This window comes from Endozoicomonas sp. 2B-B, from assembly GCF_053470045.1.
On sequence record NZ_JBLZMU010000002.1, the window covers coordinates 1 to 20462 of the forward strand.

Here is a 20462-nt window from a genome sequence, read left to right on the forward strand (position 1 = left end):
ACAGCGGGACCCGTTGGTCTCGAGACCATAAATTTTCACTACACCATCGACACTGGCGGTCAACACATGGCAAGCATCGGCACTAAAGGTGGCTGAGACGACCTCACCCGGATGGACAATGCGGGCTTTTAGTGCCCATGATCCATCGGCCTGCAGGCTGCTGATTTTCGCTATGGCATCACTGGTGGTCACCACATGCTGGCAATCGGCACTGAAGTTGGTTGAGGTGACCTCCTCAGGGTGTTCAATGCAGGCTTTTTCTTCCCAAGATCCAGCACTCTGGCTATGGATTTTCGCCTTACCATCATTACAGGCGGTCACCACATGGCGGCAGTTGGCGCTGAAGTTGGCTGATTTGATCAACATTTCATATTTTATCGTGCCCATTTCTTTCCACGATCCATCAGCTTGCAGGTTATAGATTATTGTCGCGTGATTACGATGAGTGCTGAGGACCAGATGGCAGCTATCGACACTGAAGTTGGCCAGGAAGACAGGGGCCTTTAGTTGGATGGTAGATGTTACTTCCCACAATCCCGCAGCCAACTGGCCATGAATTTCTACAACGTGATCCATTGAATTAAGAATTATCATGTGACGGCCATCGGGGCTGAGCTTGGCCGAAGTGATCCAATTTCTATAAAAAGTCTCCTCTACTTCCCATGACCCATTGCCCCTTCGACCAACGAGTTTCACCGTGTTATAGGAACTGTGGGTCACCACACGGCGGCTATCAGCACTGAAAGTGGCTGAATTGAGGAAATTCTTATGGGAAATGCAGGCCTTTTCTTCCCAGGATCTATGATCATCCAGACCATAGATTTTCGCTGTGCCATCGCGACAGACGGTGACCATGTAACGGCCATCGGGGCTGAAGCTGGCTGACAAGACCACACGATTATGGGTAATGGTGGCTTTCTCTTCCCATGATCCATTGGCCTCCCAGCAGTAGATTTTTGCCGTGTGATCGCTACTGGCGGTTACCAGATGCTGGCCATCGGGGCTGACACTGGCGGAGTTTTTCAAGATAGTTGTCCCGAAAACTGAATTTTAGGCTGCCTTTTTCTCGTTAATTCTTGCTTCAGACAACCGCTCAGGATTCAGTGCAACCGCACCTACAGGCTCCCAGTTTCTGATAACTCCTGACCAGCGCGTTGGATTAGCTTCTCGCGCTTTGGTATACACCTGTTTCCGGTGATTCAGGATTTCCTGATCTCTTTTCTCATGCCGTTGCGCAGGTGTCACAAAGCGGATTGAGCTATGGCGGTGTTCATTGTTATAAAAGCGCTCAAACTTCAGCATCCACTGTCGACTGTGTTCTAACGTCAGAAAACCTTGAGATGGCCACTGAGGACAGTACTTCACCGTTTTAAAGATCGATTCTGCAAATGCGTTATCGTTACTCACCCTTGGGCGACTATGAGAGGGAATAATGCCCAATTCCTCAAGCTTGGCCTTAAAGGTACTCGACGTCATTGGAGCCCCATTGTCTGAGTGCAGTACAAGCGGTGTTTTAGTGCATTTTTCAGCCACCATTGTCCGGTTAATCAGTTCACTGGCTAACTCACCAGACTCACGGCTATGAATCTCCCAACCAACAATCTTACGACTGTAAACGTCCAGTATCAGGTAGAGGTACCAGAACTGGCCGCGTACCCTGGAAGGTATGTAACTGATGTCCCAACACCAGACCTGGTTAGGGCCAGTAGCAACATAGGTTGTCGGCTTGTTGCTTTTCGATCGCTTTCTTGAACGACCGCGGTGGTGCAACTGACCATACTTTTTCAACACACGGTAAAAGCTAGATTCAGAAGCAACGTATACTCCCTTGTCTGCAAGGGCTGGCACGATCTGCGATGGTGGCAGGCTCGCATACTCATCTTCATTACTGATAGTCAGAATACGTTGCTCCTCTTCCTCAGTCAGTTTGTTAGAGGGTACCGGGCGCAAGGCATCCGGGCGTTTGTCCGTTAACACTGCACCATTGTCATCGCGCCAGCGATTCAGTGTTTTCAGGGATATTTCCAATTGTTCAGCAGCCTTCCAGCGAGAAGCGCCGTTTGCTATAGCCTCATCAAACCATGTCAGCAGTTGGCGGCGCTTATCGACAGGTGTCAGTTGTCCTCGCTGTCTATCCCGTAGAAGGCATCGAGCTTTTTTGATAGCACCAGCAGGGCTGCAGCTTCTGCCAACGCCTTGTCTTTACGGCGAAGCTCTTTTTCAAGGCTCTGATTGCGCTTACGCTCTTGTTTTAATTGCTTGCTTTCCTGGTCTGCACGCTGAGAAGCCTGAACAGCACCTGAAATACAAGCGTGCTTCCACTCCTTGACTTGTTGAGGATAAAGCCCTTTTTTACGGCAGTATTCACTTAACTCTGTTTCTGACAAAGCAGCGGTTTCGACGACCACGGCAAACTTGCTTTCAGCAGACCATTGTTCTGATTTTTGTTCGTTCCCTGGCACAGGTAATCCTTTGTCCCGTAGTTTTTTACGCCAATTATACAGGGTTTGTTCGCTGATACCTTCCTCTCTGGCAACATCCGGCACAGAGCGATTGTGTGGTGGTAACAGTTTTTTCAAAACAGCTGATTTACGTTCCTCTGAAAAACGAGGCATATTCAACGTCCATCGCCCACTGTCTAGCTTTTATTGGTTAATCAGTGAGCGGGACAACTATCCTGACACAGCGGGCTGGCTTCATAGACTCGACCACTATGGGTAATTTCGAGCGTTTCCACTAACTTAAATTCTCTGCACAGAGACATTAATTGACTGTTGGTGAAAAGTAACTGGACAGGGAAATGAATATTCTTTCGGTGTTCAATGAGCGACTCGACAGTGCCCTTATTAGCAAACGGCGCCAACCAATCACGGAGCTGTTGCTCATCTTTTGTCTTAATGGCAGCCTTTAGTTGATATAGATGATGTGGTGAAGGAAACCGGCGATTCCATGCTCTTCCCAAAGCGTTATGGTGTTTAACAAGATTGCGAAAATATCGGCATACTTTTGCTAAACGGGTAATCTCTCGCAAACCCAAACAGCGAATAATCTTTAACTGTGTTAATTCCGGCAAATCTAAAAGCGGAGAGTTATTGTCGTAATAAGGAGTAACGTCCCTGCCTTTACAGACAACGGTTGCAGCTTCCTTCAGTCGATTTCGCTTGGGTGTTGGCGGGTGTGGTTCCTGTATCCCGGAATGGCTGTTAATTGGGTTCATCCCTGATTGCTCCATAGTTCCAAAGTCAGTCTTTATCCACAGTTAAAAGGGACATTTAAAATGGATCTGATCCGTTGGACTCGGTTTTACAATGGAAGTTCAAAACATTGCGTAAGCAAAAATACGCTCATTCGATCATCAATCTTTCTTCCGAAGTTCAGTGATTCTCACCTTGTTATCTGCGCTGACAGTCAACACATGTCGGCTATCGGCGCTGAAGGTGGCTGATTCAACAGAAAACTCGTGTCGAATGGTGGCTTTTTCTACCCATGAACCATCGGTCCACAAGCCATAAACTTTCGCCGTGCGATCGCAACTGGCGGTCACTACAAGGCAACCATCGGCACTGAAGGTGGCTGAACAGACGTAACCTTTGTGGACAATAGTGGCTTGTTTTTCCCATGATCCGTCAGTCTTCCGGCCATAGATTCTTGCCTTTTTATTGTCGACGGTGGTCAGCAAACGGAGGCCATCGGCACTGAAGTCGGCTGAGATGATGTCGCTTTTGTGAGAAAGGATGGCTTCTTTTACCCATGATCCGGGGGGCTCCAGGCCGAAGATTTTCATCGTTTTATCATTAGAGATGGTCAGCAGGCGGCGGCCATTGGCGCTGAATGTGGTTGAGAAGACACCCGTATTAAGAATTGTGACTGTTTCTTGCCATGAACCATCGTCCTGCAGGTCACATATTTTAAGCGTCTTAAGGACACCTTTGGTTATCAGATGGCGGCCATCGGCACTGAAACGAGCTGAGTGGACAGGAACATCATGAGTCATGGTGGTATTTATTTCCCATGACCCATTGGCTTCCTGACTATAGATTTCCACAGTATTGTCTTTACCACTGATCATCAGATGACGGCAATTGGGACTGAATCTGGGCAATATGAGCTCACCGTTATGAATCATGGTGGCTTCTGCTTTCCATGAGCCATTGTCCTTCTGACCATAGAGTGTGACAATGCCAGATACACTGAGGATCAATAAATAACGACCATCGTCGTTTAGTTGGGCAAATTTGATCGAATCATTATGGTAATTAGTGTATTTTTCTTGCCATGATGTATCAGTCTCCAGACCATAGATTCTCAGCGTTTTATCGGTGCTGGCGGTCAACATTTGGCGCCCATCAGCAGTGAATCTGGCAAATTTGACCAGACCATTGCCAGAAATGGTGGCTTTTGGTTTCCATGAGCCATTGTCCTCCCGGCCATAAATTTCCCCCTTGTTACGACTGGCGACCACCAGATTGCGGCTATCTGGGCTGAAAGTGACGATGTAGAACCGACGATTATGGGAAATGATGCCTTTTGGTTTCCATGAGCCATTGTCCTCCTTAGCAAAGATTTTCGCTGTATTATCACGACTGGCAGTTACCAGATGCTGGCCATCGGAGCTGAAACTGGCATTGTAGACAATATCACCACGGGTAATTTCGGCTTTTTCCACTGACTCAAATTCTTTACATAGCGACATCAGTTTACTGTTGGTGAAAAGTAACTGAACAGGAAAATAAGTATTCTTACGTTGTTCAATGAGGGGCTCTATAGTGCCCTTATTAGCAAATGGCTCTAACCAGTCACGGAGTTGTTGCTCATCTTTTGTTTTAATGCTGGTCTTTAGTTGATATAGATGGGATGAAGGAAACCGGCGATTCCATGCTCTTCCTAAAGCGTTAACCTGTTTAACAAGATTGCGAAAATATCGGCATACCTTTGCTAAACGGGTAATCTCTCGAAAACCCAGGCAGCGAATAATTTGCAAATGAGTTAATTCGGGCAAATCTAAAAACGGAGAGTTATTGTTGTGATACAGAGTAACGTCCCTGCCCGCACTGACGCCCGTTGATGCTGCCTCCATTTGAGGTTGCACAGGTGTCGGTGAGGCTCTGTTTATGCTGGAATTGCTGTTAATTGGGTTCATCCCTCATTGCTCCGTAACTCCAAAGTCAATATTTATTGTTAACTGGAAAGGACATTTAAAATGGATTCAGTCAGTAGGACTCGGTTTTATGATGAAAGTTCATTGATCATCAATCCTTTTTCCGAAGTTCAGTGATCCTCACTTTGTTATCCATACTGACGGTCACCACATTTCGGCTATCGGCGCTGAAACTGGCTGCGGTGAATTTTGTCTCTTTTTGAATGACGGCTTTTTGCAGCCATGACCCGTCAGCCTCCAGACCATAAATCTTCACTTTACCATCGTCACTGGCGGTCACCACGTGGCAAGCGTCGGCACTGAAGGTGGCTGAGACGACCTGATCATTATGGACAATGCTGGCTTTTAGTGCCCATGATCCATCGGTCTGCAGGCTATTGATTTGCGCCGTGGCATCATAACTATTGGTTACCACATGCTGGCAATCGGCACTGAAGCTTGCCGACCTCACCCCCCCGGAGTGGACAATGCAGGCTTTTTCTTTCCATGATCCAGCACTCTGGCTATAGATCTTTGCCGTATTATCCCTACTGGCGGTCACCAGGTGGAGGCAGTCGGCGCTGAAGTTGGCTGATTGGATCAAATCATCATGTTTGATCATGCCCATTTTTTTCCATGATCCATCAGCCTGCAGGTCATAGATTATTGCCGCAGGAGCAAATGTGCTGATGACCAGATGGCAGCTATCGGCGCTGAATTTGACCCGGTCGCTTCCCTCCTCTAGCTGAATGGTGGATGTTACTGCCCATAATCCAGCGGCCAACTGACTCTGGATTTCTATAACGCGATACCCGGGAGTATGAATGATCAGGTGACGGCCATCGGGGCTGAGCTTGGCCGAAGTGATCCAATTTTTTTGAAGAGTGTCCTCCAATTCCCATGATCCATTGTCCCCCCGACCTGTAATTTTCAGCAAAGCATCATTACCATAACCAACAGTCAACACACGGCGGCCATCAGCACAGAAGGTGGCTGAAGTGATGTATGTCTCGTGGGAAATGGAGGCTTTTTCTTCCCACGATCCATCGTCCTCCAGACCATAGATTTTCACTGTGCCGCGATGAGCGGCGATTACCAGATAGCGGCCATCGGGGCTGAAGGTGGCTGATATCACCCAATATTCATGGGTAATAACGGCTTTTTCTTCCCATGAGCCATTGGGCTCACGGCTGTAGATTTTCGCTGTTGTATCGCGACTGGCGGTTGCCAGATGTTGGCCATCGGGGCTTAAAGTGGCTTGGTAGACACGACCTCCATGGGTAATTTCGAGTTTTTCCACTAACTCAAATTCTTTACATAGCGACATCAGTTTGCTGTTGTTGAAAAGGAGCTGAACAGAAAAATGAATGTTCTTTCCTTGTTCCATGAGCAACCCGATAGTGCCCTTATCAGCAAACGGCTCCAACCAATCACGGAGTTGTTGCTGATCTTTTGTCTCAATGGTGGACCTTAGTTGATATTGCTGTGGTGAAGGAAAACGGCGATACCAGGCTCTTTCCAGAGCTCTACCTTGATTAACAAGATCACGAAAATACCGGCATACCCTTGCGAAACGGGTAATCTCTCGAAAACCCAGACAGCGAATAATCTTTAATTGTGTTAATTCGGGCAAATCGAAAAATGGCGAGTTATTGTTGTGATATGGTGTAACTTCCCTACCTGCACTGAGCCCCGTTGGTGCTTGCTCCAGTTGAGGTTCTTCAGATGTTGACGACAGTAGTTCGTTAATACCCGAGCTGCTTTTTACAGGGTTCACGACCGTTTCCTTTGTATTGCCAAAGTCAGTATTTATCCTCAATTTAAAAGGACATTTAGAATGGATTCGATCCGTTGGACTCGCTTTTACAATGGAAGTTCAAAATATTGCGTAAGCAAAAATACGCTTATTGGATCATTAATTCTTCTTCCATAGTTCAGTGATTCTCAGCGAGTATTCGTGACCGATGGCCGCCACATTTCGGCTATCGGCGCTGAAGCAGGCTGCGTTGAATCGTATACTGTTATGAACGGCGGTTTTTTGCAGCCATGATCCATCGGCCTGCTGGCCAAGGATTCTCACCATACCATCGTCACTGTACGTCACCAGATGACAAGCGTCGGGACTGAAGGCGGCTGAGAGGATCTTATCCTTATGGACAATGTTGGCTTTTGGTTGCCATGAGCCGTCGGTTTGCAGGCTATGGATTTTTGCTGTGGCATCATCACCGATGGTCAAGACATGCTGGCAATCGGCACTGAAGCTTGCCGATTTGACCCCCCCATGGTGGACAATGCAGGCTTTTTGTTCCCATGATCCAGCATTCTGACTATAGATTTTCGCCGTACCATCATCACTGGCGGTCATCAAATGGAGGCTGTCAGGGCTGAAGTTAGCTGATTTGATCGACTGATCATGTTCAATCGAACCCATTTCTTTCCATGATCCATCAGCCTGCAGGTCAAAGATTATCGCTGTGTGAGCGTAAGTTGTGATGACCAGATGGCAGCTATCGGCACTCAAGTTGCCCGTGCGGATATTAAACCTGAAATTAATAGTGGATGTTACTACCCATGATCCGGCGGCTGACTGGCCATAGACTTCTAAAACATCATCCAGAGAACCGAAAACTACCAGGTGACGGCCATCGGAGCTGAGCTTGGCCGAATAGACCCGTTCGTCATGAATAGTGTCCTCTACCTGCCATGATCCATTGTCTTCCCGGTGGATGATTTTCACCGAATCTCTTAAACCGACGGTCACCACACGGCGGCCATCGGCACTGAATTTGGCTGAATTGAGCATATTCTCGTGGGAAATGCAGGCTTTTTCTTTCCATGATCCATCGTCTTCCAGACCGTAGATTTTTGCCTTGCCATCCCAACCGGCTGTGACCAGATAGCGGCCATCGGGGCTAAAAATGACTGAATCAACAGTATGATCATGGCTAATGGTGGCTTTTTTTTGCCATGATCCATTGGTCTGCAGGGAGTAAATTTTCGCTGATTTATCACGACTGGCAGTTGCCAGATGCTGGCCATCGAGACTTAAACTGGCGTGGTAGACAGCATCATCATGTCTAATTACGGCTTTTTCCACTAACTCAAATTCTTTACTTTGAGACATCAGTTTACTGTTGGTGAAAAGTAACTGAACAGGGAAATAAATATTCTTGCGTCGTTCAATGAGCGACTCGACAGTGCCCGTATTAGCCATTGGCTTAAACCAATCACGGAGTTGTTGCTCATCTTTTGTCTTAATAGTGGTTTTTAGCTGATATAGGTAAGGTGAAGGAAACCGGCGATTCCATGCTCTTCCCAAAGCGTTATTTTCATTAACAAAATCGCGAAAATATCGGCATACCTCTGCTAAACGGGTAATATCTCGAAAACCCAAACAGCGAATAATCTTTAATTGTGTTAATTCAGGTAAATCGATGAGTGGAGAGTTATTGTTGTAGTAAGGAGTTACCTCCCTACCTGCATTGACACCCTTTGGTGTCTCCTCCAGTGGAAGTTGCAAAGGCATTGGCGAGAGTGGTTCGTGTATGCTGGAATTGCTGTCGGTAGGGTTCATCCCTGATTGCTCCGTAACTTCAAAGTCAGTGTTTATCTCCGCTTGGGAAGGGCATTTAAAATGGATTCGATCTGTTGGACTCGGCTTTATGATGGAAGTTCAAAAAATATTGAGGTCAGTGGCAATAAGTTGAAGAAGAGCACTGATCCGGAAAAATAACAGTGAGAAACTTTTTCATTGAAAGCTCAGAGTAATAAAAAGCACGACTTGCTTTAAGCGGTCATTTCTGCAAAAAGTGCTTCTGAAAAGTGCTTCTGAAAAGTGCTTCTGATGGTCTCTCGTGGTTAGCGGGTTTTACGCTCAACCATCTTTCTTGCCAAGTTCAGTGATTCTGGTCTTGTTATCTGCGCTGACGGTTAACAGATGTCGACTATCGACGGTGAAGAGGGCTGAGAGGACTCCACTATTGTGATGGATGGCGGCTTTTTCTACCCATGACCCATCGGTCCACAGACCATAAATTTTCGCTGTGTGATCTTTACTGGAGGTCACCACAAGGCAACCATCGGCGCTGAATCTGGCTGATTGGACGAAATCTTTGTGGACAATAGTGGCTTTTATCTTCCATGACCCATCAGCCTCCCGACCGTAGATTTTCGCTGTTTTAACATCACTGTTGGCCACCAAATGTTGGCCATCGTCGCTGAAGCTGGCTGAGAAGACCGCCCCATCATGTTGAATGATTGCCTCTTTTACCCATGATCCAGTGGGCTGCTGGCCGTAGATTTTCGCTGTTTTATCGTCACTCGTAATCAGATGGCGACCATTGGTGCTGAACTTGATTGGTTGGGCAAAATCATCATGAGAAACTGTGGTTATTTCTTTCCATGATCCATTGTCCTGCAGGTCACATATTTTCACCGTGTTATCGTAACTGGAGGTTGCAAGATGGCGGCAATCGGGGCTAAAGGTGGTTGATGCGACAACATCATCATGAGTAATGGTGGCTTTTACTTCCCACGAGTCAATGGTCTTCTGGCCATAGATTTTCACAGTGTTATTTTCACCGTAGATCACCACATGACGGCCATCCGGGCTGAAGTCGAATCTTCTGAGAGAACGCTCATTAGCTATGGTGTCAATGGTGGCTCTTAATTCCAATGACCCATCGTCCTCCTGACCATAGATTGTCAAACAGTTAGAACCATTGTCGACCAACAGATGACGGCTGTCGGCGCTGAAGCTGGCGAACCTGATCGGAGCATTATGGTTAATAATGTATTTTGGCTCCCATGATCCATCGCTCATCTGGCTATAGATTTTCAGCGTTTTATCGAAACTGGCGGTCAACACATGGCGACCATCAGCACTGAATCTGGCTAAGATGACCATACGATGATGGGAAATGGTGGCTTTTGGTTTCCATAATCCATCCTCACCAATACCATGGATTTTTGCCTCAGCACCACTGCTGATCAACAGATCGAGACCATCGGGGCTGAAGTTGGCTGAGAGGAGCGTATCCTGAAGAGAAATGCTGGCCTTTTCTCTCCATGATCCATCGGTCTCCTGGTCACAGATCTTCAATGTATCATCCAAACTGGCGGTCAATAAGCGGCGGCTATCGGCACTTAAAGTGGCCATGCAGATATCGTCATGATGGGTGACTTCGGCTTTTGCCTTTAAGTTAAATATTTCACATTGAGACATCAGTTTACTGATGGTGAAAAGGAGCTGAACAGGAAAATAAGTCCTTCCTCGTTGTTTTAAAAGTGACTCGACAGTGTCCTTATTCGCAAAAGACTCCAACCAATCACGGAGTTGTTGCTCATCTTTTGTCTTAACGATGCTCTTTAGTTGATCTTGGTGACGCGGAGAGAGCCGACGAAACCAGGCTTTTTCCAAGGCTAAATCATTTTTTACAAGCGCGTGAAGACGTTTGCATACCCTTGCTAAACGGGTAATCTCTCGAAAACTCAAACAGTCAATAATTTTGGAATGTACTAAATCGGGCAGATCGATGAATGGAGAGTTAAGGTTGTAGTACGGAGTGACCTCCCTGCCTGCACTGACACCCTTTGGTGCCTCCTCCAGCGGAATTTGCAAAGGTGTTGGCGAGAGTGGTTCGTGTAGGTTGGAATTGCTGTCGATAGGGTTCATTCCTGATTGTCCCGTAACTTCAAAGTTAGTATTTATCCCGGCTTGGGAAGGGCATTTAAAATGGATCAGATCTGTTGGACCCGGCTTTATGGTGGAAGTTCAAAAAATATTGAGGTCAGAATAATGAAAGGCACGACTTATAAACGACTGTCCATACTGCCCGATCTGCCCCAACCCCTGTCGCACTGTCTCGGTAATCTGCCGCATTCAGGTTTTCAGCGGCAGTTGATCCTCGGCACTGGCCGCAGGGGCAATCAGGCCAGGCGGTTTGTTGTTAAAGTCATCCATGGTCCAGGCTTGTGCCTCTTCCATCGGTTAAAAGGAGCTGAATGTGTCGGAAACGCTGTTCAACGTACTGAAAAACATCGGCATCAGTGAGGAGCTGGCGGCAAAAGTCAGTGCCTCCCTGGACCCGGACTACAACGCCAGCAAGAAAGACGTGCTCATCATGCAAGAAGCCATCTTGCAGCACCAGGCACACTTCAATCAAAAAATGGCCGACATGAGAGCCGAGTCTGACGCTCGCTTCAAAGAACAGAAAGCCGAGTCAAACGCCCGCAAAGCCGAATCAGACGCTCGCTACTACGGAGTGAAAATGGACAACATCTTTTGGCAGGCCGGTATTACCTTGAGCTGATTAGGAATGTGCTGAGGGTTTGATTACCTGGCTCATTCGGCAACGGGGTGCCTTATATAGGGTACAGAACAATTTCTTTACCTGGACCTGCGTAAAGCATCGCCCAATCGGGCGGTGATATAAGCAACAAGCCCGTGTAGGGCTTGCAGAACCGGAAGCTTTAATTATTTACAGGTGCTTATCGTTTCTGTAATATCCCTGCCATGAAAACTAAACGTGCCTACAAAGAACGATTCTACCCAACGCCGGAACAGGAAATGCTTCTTGCCCAGTCGTTTGGTTGCGCCCGTTTTGTCTATAACAACACCCTCCGTTTTCGCACTGATGCCTACTACAAAGACGGGCAATCTATCTCCCATTCCGAGGCAGAAAAACGGCTTGTGTCGCTCAAGACAGAGTTCCCATTTCTGGCAGATGTATCCAGTGTCATCCTGCAACAAACACTCAGGGATCAGCAGGAAGCCTTCAAGAACTTTTGGGCTGGCAGGGCGAAATACCCCAAGTTCAAAAAAAGACATTCAAGACAAAGTATGCGGCTGACAAAGGCTGCTTTCAGCGTTAAAAACGGCCACCTGTTTATAGCCAAAAGCAAAGAGCCTCTGAACATCCGCTGGAGCAGAGAACTGTCTTCTGAGCCTTCCAGTTTAACTATCAGCAAAGATCGGGCAGGCCGGTACTTTGTTTCTATGTTGTGCGAATTTGAAGCTAAAGCAATGCCTATTAGAAATAAGACAGTGGGCATTGATTTAGGCTTAAATGATCTGTTCATCACTTCAGACGGTGAAAAATCCGGTAATCCAAGGCACACCAAACGCTACGAGCGAAAGCTCGCCTACCTTCAGCGTCAGTTGTCGAAAAAGCAGAAAGGCAGCAGCAACAGAGCTAAAGCAAAGCTCAAGGTTGCTCGCATTCATGCAAAAATTGCCGATTGCCGGATGGATGCTACTCACAAGGCATCCCGCGAATTTATAGACGAGAACCAAGTTGTTTGCGTAGAGTCTCTGAACGTGAAGGGTATGATTCAAAATCCAAAGCTGGCCAAGCACATAGCCGATGCAAACTGGGGAGAATTTGTCCGACAGTTGCAATACAAGGCGGAGTGGGCAGAAAGAAAGGTTGTTCAGATTGACCGGTTCTTTCCAAGCACCAAGCGTTGCTCCGGCTGCGGGTTTGTCCATGAAAGCTTGTCGTTGTCTATTCGTGAATGGGAGTGTCCAGAGTGCCGCACTCATCACGACCGGGACATTAATGCAGCAAAGAATATCAAAACCGCCGGGCTGGCGGGGTTAGCCTGTGGAGCGACTGGAACGGGGATGGCTGCGAAAGCAACCATCTAGGGAAGGCGTGACGAAGCAGGAAGGTTCTTGGAGCGATCTAAGAACCCTCGCCCGATAGGGCGGGGAGTGTCAGCCATTTCCAGCTTCTTTCTTGGGGAGATTTGGATTTACCCGCTTAAAGCGTTTGAGTTGTTCTTCGGACAAAGGTTGTGCATCAGGGTCTTCCAATGCAGCCTCATGAAGTTCTTCTTCGGTCATTTCATCGAGAGCTTTTTTATCTTTGTACACATCAAGTTTTTGCCCTTTTACGTAGTCTACAGAGACTGTTTTTCCCATTGCGATCACCATGATTTATCGAATGAGCGTAAAACCCCTTACTTTTAGAGGGTGTCAACAGTTTTAAAATCTGCCCATTTGTGCAACGCATTACCGGAATGCTGGAAGCCAAAAGTATTCCTTATGAAATCGAATACATCAGCCTGAGCGAAAAGCCCCGATGGTTTCTGGCTATTTCACCAAATGGCCAGGTACCTGTCATGGTCACTGAGAATGGCACAGCTTTGTTTGAATCCGATGCCATCGCCGAATACCTCGAAGAAGCTTATCCCCCATTGCTGCCTGGCTTGAGCGCAGAGCAGAAAGCACTGAATCGTGCCTGGAGCTACCTGGGCAGTAAACAGCCATTCTTCAACAGTGATTCTCTGGGCATGGTCGATCTGGCCTGGCTGCCCGTGTTGCATCGTGCCCATATCATTCAGGTGAACACAGGCTATGACTTCCTGGCTTTTTATCCTAAAACCAAAGCCTGGCAAAAAAGTCTGCTGGCGACCGGGCTGGCTGAAAAGAGTGTCTCCGATGACTTTATTGAAAAGTTCACAGGCTTTTATCTGTCTGAGGAAACCTTTCTTGGCCGCTGTGAACAGGGAGGGCAGTGCAATGCCTTTAATCTGGAAGAGTGCTGTATAGAAGCTGACTGCTGCAAGACAGAAGTTACGGCTTGTAAGGATTTCGTCAGTGGCTTCGGATGTTAAGCATGGGGGGCTGGTGGATCTCCTGTTTGAGTGGCATTCATTGGTGTTTGTTCGAATAGTGGCAATCGTTGTTCCTGATACACTTCTGGCCACAGAGAATAAGCGACAGAGAGTATCAGGATGAGCGAAATGTACGAAAAGTTCGCCAGGGAGTACGAAAAAGCCATTATCGATAATATCTACAATGGCCATCTGGAGCGTCCATCATTAATCGCCATGCTGCCCGAACTGGGCGTAAAAAGTGTTCTGGATCTGGGGTGTGGACCGGGCGTCTATGCAGAGTATTTGATCAACCAGGGGGCAAAGGTGACTGCGATTGATGCCTCGCTGGAAATGGTTGAGATCGTCAAAGAGAAGTTGGGTGATAACGTTAGAACTTATGCACAGGATATTTCTCTTGGGCTGCCAGAAGAAAAAGAAGCCAGTTATGATGTTATTATCTGTCCTCTGACCGTGCATTACATTGAAGACCTTAGTGTACTGTTCGGTGATGTTAAGCGCCTGCTGAAAAATGGCGGCGTATTTATCTTTTCTACCCATCACCCGATAGTGGATTTTGAAGTGTCACCTTCAGGCAATTACTTTCAAAGAGAACTGATCACGGAAGAGTGGGATACTGTAGGTCATCCTGTCGGAGTAAGCTTCTATCGTCGTTCACTGACAGAGTGGTTTGAGAGTCTGGCTGCAGCAGATCTGTGTGTCACTCACCTGTCAGAAGGAAAGCCGTCGGAGCGCATGAAGTCTCTCTGCGCCGAGAGCTATAAGAAGTTATCCACAACGCCTAACTTTATCTTTTTTAAGTGTGAGGTCAGGTAGGCACCTTTTTAAACTGCTCAATTCCAAAAGTCATTGCACATTTGAGCCAAGACTGAAACCATGGTCCGACCTTATAAAAATTAATTGAAAGGAAGTCTTGCTATGTCTGGGGGAATGTTCAGACGGTATGTTATCACCGCCAGTCTTTTGGCTGCTTGCTTTAAGGTGCAGGCAGAGGCCGTGAGTCTGAGTGATGATCTGGCGCCTGAAGCAGCGACGGGATTTGAACAAAAGAGTCTGGTAAAAGCCAGCAAACATATGGTGGTAGCAGCCAACCCGCTGGCTGTGCAGGCAGGTGACGAAGTCCTTAGAAAACGTGGTTCGGCAGCGGATGCTGCGATTGCTGTTCAGTTGGTTCTGAATCTGGTTGAGCCCCAGTCGTCCGGAATTGGCGGAGGAGCCTTCACCCTTTACTTCGATGCCAAAAAGAACCGCCTGATCACTCTTGATGGCCGGGAAACAGCCCCTGTAGAGGCGACACCGACCTTGTTTCTGGACAGCGATGGCAAGCCGTTGCAATTCTATGATGCTGTGGTGGGGGGGCGCTCAGTCGGTACGCCAGGTACCGTCAAGCTGCTGGAAGAGATGCATCAGCGTTATGGTAAACGTCCATGGTCTGAGCTTTTCCAACCGGCCATTAAACTGGCTGAGGAAGGCTTTATCGTTTCTCCCAGGCTGGCCAGCCTGATTGCCAGGGATCAAAAAAGACTCAGCCGTTATTCGGGTACCCGTGAATACTTCTTCGATGAAAAAGGACAGCCGCTTCAGGCAGGCGCTGTTCTGAAAAATCCTGAGTTTGCCAGGACACTGAGGCTGATTGCCAAAGAAGGCTCAAAAGCCTTCTATGAAGGGAAGTTGGCGGACAGGATTGTCAAAACCATCAGAGAGGCCGAGGGGAACCCCGGAGTGCTTTCAAAGAAGGATCTGAAAAACTATCAGGTAAAAGAGCGAACGCCGGTGTGTTCGGCCTATCGTCAATACTCTGTCTGTGGCATGGGACCTCCCAGCTCTGGCGCAACTACGGTGGGACAGATCCTGGGGATTCTGCAATCTTATGATCTGGCCAACCTGGGGGCGGATAATCCGGAATCCTGGCGCCTGTTTGCCGGTGCATCAAGGCTGGCTTTTGCCGACAGGGCCCGTTATCTGGCCGACAGTGACTATGTGCCCGTACCTGTTCAGGGGCTTCTGGACAGCCAATATCTGGCAGAGAGAGCCAGACAACTTCAGTCTGATCAGGCTCTAAAGACGGTTAAAGCAGGCAAACCCGTCTGGCAGCATGCTTCGCTTCAGGCCGATGATCAGTCCATTGAACTGCCTTCTACCAGCCATATTTCCATTGTCGATGCCGAGGGTAATGCGTTATCCATGACGACGACTATTGAGAATGGTTTTGGCTCCCGTTTAATGGTGGGCGGTTTCCTGCTGAACAATGAGATGACGGACTTCTCTTTTTCCAGCCATGACGATGGTACGCCCATTGCCAATCGCGTTGAACCTGGTAAAAGACCAAGGTCTTCTATGGCGCCCACCATGGTTATGGATAAAAAGGGACAGCCTTATATGGTGCTTGGTTCACCCGGCGGAAGTCGTATAATCAGCTATGTTGCCAAAACCCTGGTCGCACATATTGACTGGGGAATGGACATTCAGGAAGCCATTGCTCTGCCCCATAAGCTGAACCCTTTTGGCGTTTATGAGCTGGAGCAGGATACCGAAGCAGAGCGTCTGAAGTCGACACTGGAAAAGCTCGGCTACTCCGTCAAGGTGCGGGAACTGAACAGTGGCCTGCACGGCATTGTGATAACGGACAAAGGCCTTGAAGGTGGCGCTGACCCCCGTCGTGAGGGAGTAGCGATGGGGATTTGAACGAAATCAAGGGCGTAATCCAGCTTCTTTAGAGGCGGGGAGTGTCAGAGACTCCAGCAAATTACATTCCTGATGAAACAGTGATACCCGTCTGACATTTTCTGATGTTTTGTAATAGTCATTCCAGTAACTCTGTCTATACTGCCTTCTCAAGCAACGGGTGCAGAACAGGTTTTATTTTGCTGTGCATCTTTTCTCACTGAGCGAAAAATCACTTTGTTTGATGCTATCTTCAATCCGTGAAAAACAACAATGCGGGCTGCTTCCAAGGGAGTGCCAATGAGCCTTCATACAAATCTTGCCGGAAGGTTACGTAATACTAATCTGCCGAAAACTCATGGTCTACTGCCGGTTTTTGAAGCCGTAGTCAACTCGATTCAGGCCCTTGAAGAAGCAGATGGGCTGGCCGAAGGTCAGATTACTCTTGAGATTATTCGTAACCCTCAACAACAAATGCACCCCGGAAAAGGGGCTGAAAAAGAAATCATCAAAGGCTTTACCATTACCGATAATGGAGTTGGATTTAACGCAGCCAACATGGAGTCCTTTGAAACCCTGGACTCAGATCACAAGATCGGAAAGGGTTGCCGGGGCATCGGGCGTTTGATGTGGTTGAAAGCCTTCGACATCGCCGAAGTAGAAAGCGTTTTCTGTCAAGAAGGAAAGCTTTATCAGCGAAACTTTTCTTTTTCATCCCGGCAGGGTGTTCAGACAGAGTCGCCGGTGGCGGTCCATGACCAGAAAGTACGGACGGTGCTAAAACTGGACGGGTTTGACAAAGAGTATTACGCGAGTTGCCGTAAAACCCCGTTGAGTATTGCCGAGGCTCTGCTGGAACATTGCCTGTGGTATTACGTCAGAAGCCCGGCAACGCCAAACATTGTTGTAAAGGATGGTACCGAAAGCATTTCTCTCAGCGACATTTACGATCGCTGCATGCACTCTGCTGCAACGGCAGAACAAGTCAGTCTGAAGGGCTATGTTTTTGAACTGAATCACATTAAGTTTCGGGCTGGGGTGAACAAAAACCACCCCATGTTCCTCTGTGCGGCTAACCGTGTTGTTAAAGAAGAGTCTATTGGCAAAAGGGTACCCGGGCTCTTTGGCACTCTATCCGATGATACGGGTGAGTTTACCTACGCCTGCTATGTCACTTCAGACTATCTTGATGAGCATGTCCGTTCTGAAAGAACGGCATTTAATATCGCTGAAACGATTGAGGATCTTATCAGTGATCAGGAGATTTCCCTCAGCGAAATCCGGGAAGCGGTCGTAGAGAAAACCAGAGAATACCTTTCCGATTACCTCCACGACAACATGAAAGCAGGCAAGGAGCGGGTGAATACCTTTGTTGCTCAGAAAGCGCCACGGTACCGTTCAATTATGAGCCATATGGATGAGCGTGAACTTGTGGTTGACCCCAGAATATCGGACAAGGAGCTTGAGTCCCTTCTCCACAGGCACTACTACGAGGCCGAAAAAAGCCTGATGGAAGAAGGGCATGAAATTATGAATCCGGCGGTAGAAAGCAATCTGGAAGATTATCAAAACCGACTGAGTGACTACCTGAGAAAAGCACAGGACTTCAAACAGTCAGACCTGGCCAACTACGTCACTCACCGCCGGACAATCATCGATTTGCTGGAAAAGTATATTGAGCGGTTGGATGACGACAAGTACGCTCGTGAGGATTTAATCCATCAGTTGATTATGCCAATGCGTAAGGATTCCACGCAGACACCGTTTGATGTCTGTAATCTCTGGCTGATTGATGAACGACTCGCGTTTCATGACTATCTGGCCTCAGACAAGCCTTTGGGTTCCATGCCTGTTACCGGTGACATTTCTGGAAAAGAGCCAGACCTGTGTGCGTTAAATGTCTGTGATAATCCTATTCTGGTGTCCGATAAAAAAGCCTTGCCGCTGGCATCCGTTACTGTGGTCGAGATCAAACGGCCCATGCGAAACGATGCCCGAGAGGGAGAAAATAAAGATCCTATCGAGCAGGCTTTGAGCTATTTGGATCGTATTCGTGAAGGCCAGGCGAAAACGGCGAGTGGCAGGCTGATACCCAATTCACGGGATATACCTGGCTTTTGCTACGTCATCTGTGATTTAACGCCATCAGTTGTGCAGCGTTGCCGAATCTTCGACCTCACGCCAACCCATGACCACATGGGGTATTTTGGATACAGTAAAAGTTACGGTGCCTTTATCGAAGTTATTTCTTATAACCGGCTGGTACAGTCGGCGAAGGAAAGGAACAAAGCATTCTTCGACAAATTGGGCCTGCCATCCACTTAGCCTTGACACAGAGTGTGCTCTGCAGGAGTGAAACTATGGCAATGATGACGCTTGGAAATATCCCGGATGAGCTCTACAGTGCTCTGAAGGCCAGGGCTAAGCAAAATAACCGGAGCCTGGTTGCCGAGGTTCGGAATATTCTCAATGAGGTTCTTCAACCTGAGGATCGACTGTTGATGGGTGATGCCCTGGTCAATGCCGGGCGAGACATCGGCCTGACGGACGAGGAAGTTGATGCGCTGGAGTCTGACCGGGATAAGACACCAGCGGAACCGCTGAAGTTACAACTCGTTCCCACGCTGGATAGAGTTTTGCGACACGCTCTCAAAGCACGGGGTTTTACACTCATTCGATAAAACTACCAATCAAGCTCAGAAAACGCTTATTTTCTTGATCCATCACTTTCTCAATCTACCCTTACTCTCTACAAGTCAGAGCAGACGGATAGAATGATGAACAACTCAATCTTTGCTGCATTGTTTTTACTGTCGGTGTTGCTATCTGTCGTCTGTCAGGCTGAGTCGTCGACAAGACATTTTGTTGCCGACTTTCAGCAGGATGATGCAGGTTCTCCGATCCAGAGCTTTTCTATAAAACGTGACTTCAATACTCTGTCGTATACCTCGTCAGACATGGTCGACACAAACGGCTATGCGGGGTTAGGTATTGAGCCCCTTGCATGGCTACCTGCAGGAGCGTTTGTTGCTCTTGGCTGGCTTTTGAAAAACTATTGGAACTCCGATCCATCACTGCTTATCCCAATGGATCAACTGGAAGCCAGTCAGGATGACCGGCCTGCAATCATCACCATGATGCTTCCCGGGAATAGCCAACAAAAAAATGACCAACAAAACCCGCCATCAACATCATCCGGTCAGCAAGCCACAGGTGGGTCAGCCAGCGCCCAGATTAAAGGCTATGCCAGCGGCTCCCAGCTTTCTGGCTCTGACGGCGATGACAGAAACCCTGAACCACAAAAGCATACTTTCGGTTACAATTGTCACTTTGGTTCCTGTCACGGTATTTGCAAACTCCGATCACCAAACCACCTCACAACGGTAACATTCGAACCAAGGTCTTATACTCTCTCAGAATTTGCATACGAGGAACTCCTCCGGCAAGAACAACTGAGACCTGACATCCTGGCGAGGTCAGGGGCAGCCAGTACATCTACCAGTGGAGATCCTGATCCCGCCGGGCGATTTGTCTGTGATGTGCTGATGAAAACGAGCAGTGGTGAGCGGGCGCCCTGCGGGAAGCGCTGCAGCGATAGAGAGGGGCTGTCAGAACACAAAATGCGATACCACACTGCGCCACTATTCTGTGATGTGATAGTGGTCGGGGGAGATGGTGAGCAGCGAGTATGCGGAGAAGTTCTTCATGTACTAGAGCAGGAGGATCACAACGACAGTAGATACCATGACGACGAATTGGATATTAGATGGTCGGATCCCAACAGAAGCCATCAGGTTCCCGGGTCAGTATTTTGTGACGTGATCCTATACGTGAATTTTAACGAGGGTCGCGTACGTCGAATGACGCAGCAACTATGCGGGAGGATCTTCGAGAGTGAAGAAGGGCTGCTTCGTCACATAAGCAGACGCCACCAGGGATGCCATCAAAGATGGAAAGACATAAGACCACCGGCAGACCTCCGGTGGCGTTTTTAACCCCATACCAGCGCCGCATTTTTGCGACAGTCTCAAGAGTGAGGGGC

The 20462-nt window shown here is 48.0% G+C and carries 16 protein-coding genes; 8 read left to right on the top strand and 8 right to left on the bottom strand.

What is annotated here, in order from left to right:
- The 7 genes from ACOMHB_RS24340 to ACOMHB_RS24370 form a co-directional block, all read right to left on the bottom strand.
- Positions 1–1026, bottom strand: a 1026-nt coding sequence (locus ACOMHB_RS24340; protein WP_448218685.1) for a WD40 repeat domain-containing protein, incomplete at its 3' end; no start/stop codon positions are given.
- A 24-nt stretch (positions 1027–1050) separates the two neighbouring features.
- A protein-coding gene (locus tag ACOMHB_RS24345) for an IS3 family transposase (protein WP_448215008.1) occupies positions 1051–2615 on the bottom strand; the annotation gives its coding sequence in 2 pieces (ribosomal slippage) (positions 1051–2162 and positions 2162–2615; 1566 coding nt in all).
- A gap of 41 nt (positions 2616–2656) precedes the next feature.
- Positions 2657–3217: an F-box protein gene (locus tag ACOMHB_RS24350; protein WP_448218686.1), complete on the bottom strand. Its 561-nt coding sequence runs from the start codon at positions 3215–3217 to the stop codon at positions 2657–2659.
- 138 nt (positions 3218–3355) lie between these two features.
- A complete protein-coding gene (locus tag ACOMHB_RS24355; protein ID WP_448218687.1) occupies positions 3356–5140 on the bottom strand; it encodes an F-box/WD repeat-containing protein in 1785 nt (594 codons plus the stop codon).
- Between the two features lie 109 nt (positions 5141–5249).
- Positions 5250–6914: an F-box/WD repeat-containing protein gene (locus ACOMHB_RS24360; RefSeq protein ID WP_448218688.1), complete on the bottom strand. Its 1665-nt coding sequence runs from the start codon at positions 6912–6914 to the stop codon at positions 5250–5252.
- A 138-nt stretch (positions 6915–7052) separates the two neighbouring features.
- Entirely contained in the window at positions 7053–8711 is a 1659-nt protein-coding gene (locus ACOMHB_RS24365; protein ID WP_448218689.1) for an F-box/WD repeat-containing protein, read from the bottom strand.
- A 300-nt stretch (positions 8712–9011) separates the two neighbouring features.
- Positions 9012–10811, bottom strand: coding sequence for an F-box/WD repeat-containing protein (locus tag ACOMHB_RS24370; RefSeq protein WP_448218690.1), 1800 nt, complete (start codon positions 10809–10811; stop codon positions 9012–9014).
- A gap of 331 nt (positions 10812–11142) precedes the next feature.
- Between ACOMHB_RS24370 and ACOMHB_RS24375 the strand changes: the two genes are divergently transcribed.
- A complete protein-coding gene (locus tag ACOMHB_RS24375) occupies positions 11143–11448 on the top strand; it encodes a hypothetical protein (protein WP_448218691.1) in 306 nt (101 codons plus the stop codon).
- Between the two features lie 203 nt (positions 11449–11651).
- Positions 11652–12785 carry an RNA-guided endonuclease InsQ/TnpB family protein gene (locus tag ACOMHB_RS24380; protein WP_448218692.1) on the top strand — a complete coding sequence of 378 codons (1134 nt, stop codon included), beginning with the start codon at positions 11652–11654 and terminating at the stop codon, positions 12783–12785.
- 69 nt (positions 12786–12854) lie between these two features.
- Here the strand turns inward: ACOMHB_RS24380 and ACOMHB_RS24385 are convergent, their stop codons facing one another.
- A complete protein-coding gene (locus tag ACOMHB_RS24385) occupies positions 12855–13061 on the bottom strand; it encodes a hypothetical protein (RefSeq protein WP_317144466.1) in 207 nt (68 codons plus the stop codon).
- 68 nt (positions 13062–13129) lie between these two features.
- On the opposite strand from ACOMHB_RS24385, the gene ACOMHB_RS24390 reads away from it, so the two are divergent.
- From ACOMHB_RS24390 to ACOMHB_RS24415, 6 genes are all read left to right on the top strand, one after another.
- On the top strand, positions 13130–13756 hold the full coding sequence (locus ACOMHB_RS24390; RefSeq protein ID WP_448218878.1) for a glutathione S-transferase family protein: 627 nt from the start codon (positions 13130–13132) through the stop codon (positions 13754–13756).
- A gap of 129 nt (positions 13757–13885) precedes the next feature.
- Positions 13886–14572 carry a class I SAM-dependent DNA methyltransferase gene (locus ACOMHB_RS24395; RefSeq protein ID WP_448218693.1) on the top strand — a complete coding sequence of 229 codons (687 nt, stop codon included), beginning with the start codon at positions 13886–13888 and terminating at the stop codon, positions 14570–14572.
- A gap of 102 nt (positions 14573–14674) precedes the next feature.
- Positions 14675–16441 (top strand): gamma-glutamyltransferase, encoded by a 1767-nt coding sequence (gene ggt, locus ACOMHB_RS24400; protein WP_448218694.1) that lies wholly within the window; start codon positions 14675–14677, stop codon positions 16439–16441.
- Positions 16442–16720: 279 nt separating this feature from the next.
- Positions 16721–18745, top strand: a complete 2025-nt coding sequence (locus tag ACOMHB_RS24405) for a hypothetical protein (RefSeq protein WP_448218695.1) — start codon at positions 16721–16723, stop codon at positions 18743–18745.
- Positions 18746–18780: 35 nt separating this feature from the next.
- Positions 18781–19101, top strand: a complete 321-nt coding sequence (locus tag ACOMHB_RS24410) for a FitA-like ribbon-helix-helix domain-containing protein (RefSeq protein ID WP_448218696.1) — start codon at positions 18781–18783, stop codon at positions 19099–19101.
- Positions 19102–19194: 93 nt separating this feature from the next.
- Positions 19195–20415: a hypothetical protein gene (locus tag ACOMHB_RS24415; protein WP_448218697.1), complete on the top strand. Its 1221-nt coding sequence runs from the start codon at positions 19195–19197 to the stop codon at positions 20413–20415.
- Positions 20416–20462: the final 47 nt, after the last annotated feature.

What these genes read in the sequence shown, in the direction of transcription:
- ACOMHB_RS24410 (WP_448218696.1), top strand. Translation starts at nt 18,781, where the DNA reads ATGGCAATGATGACGCTTGGAAATATCCCGGATGAGCTCTACAGTGCT.
- ACOMHB_RS24395 (WP_448218693.1), top strand. Translation starts at nt 13,886, where the DNA reads ATGTACGAAAAGTTCGCCAGGGAGTACGAAAAAGCCATTATCGATAAT.
- ACOMHB_RS24405 (WP_448218695.1), top strand. Translation starts at nt 16,721, where the DNA reads ATGAGCCTTCATACAAATCTTGCCGGAAGGTTACGTAATACTAATCTG.
- ACOMHB_RS24350 (WP_448218686.1), bottom strand. Translation starts at nt 3,217, where the DNA reads ATGAACCCAATTAACAGCCATTCCGGGATACAGGAACCACACCCGCCA.
- ACOMHB_RS24415 (WP_448218697.1), top strand. Translation starts at nt 19,195, where the DNA reads ATGATGAACAACTCAATCTTTGCTGCATTGTTTTTACTGTCGGTGTTG.
- ACOMHB_RS24365 (WP_448218689.1), bottom strand. Translation starts at nt 8,711, where the DNA reads ATGAACCCTACCGACAGCAATTCCAGCATACACGAACCACTCTCGCCA.
- ACOMHB_RS24355 (WP_448218687.1), bottom strand. Translation starts at nt 5,140, where the DNA reads ATGAACCCAATTAACAGCAATTCCAGCATAAACAGAGCCTCACCGACA.
- ACOMHB_RS24380 (WP_448218692.1), top strand. Translation starts at nt 11,652, where the DNA reads ATGAAAACTAAACGTGCCTACAAAGAACGATTCTACCCAACGCCGGAA.
- ACOMHB_RS24385 (WP_317144466.1), bottom strand. Translation starts at nt 13,061, where the DNA reads ATGGGAAAAACAGTCTCTGTAGACTACGTAAAAGGGCAAAAACTTGAT.
- ggt (WP_448218694.1), top strand. Translation starts at nt 14,675, where the DNA reads ATGTCTGGGGGAATGTTCAGACGGTATGTTATCACCGCCAGTCTTTTG.
- ACOMHB_RS24370 (WP_448218690.1), bottom strand. Translation starts at nt 10,811, where the DNA reads ATGAACCCTATCGACAGCAATTCCAACCTACACGAACCACTCTCGCCA.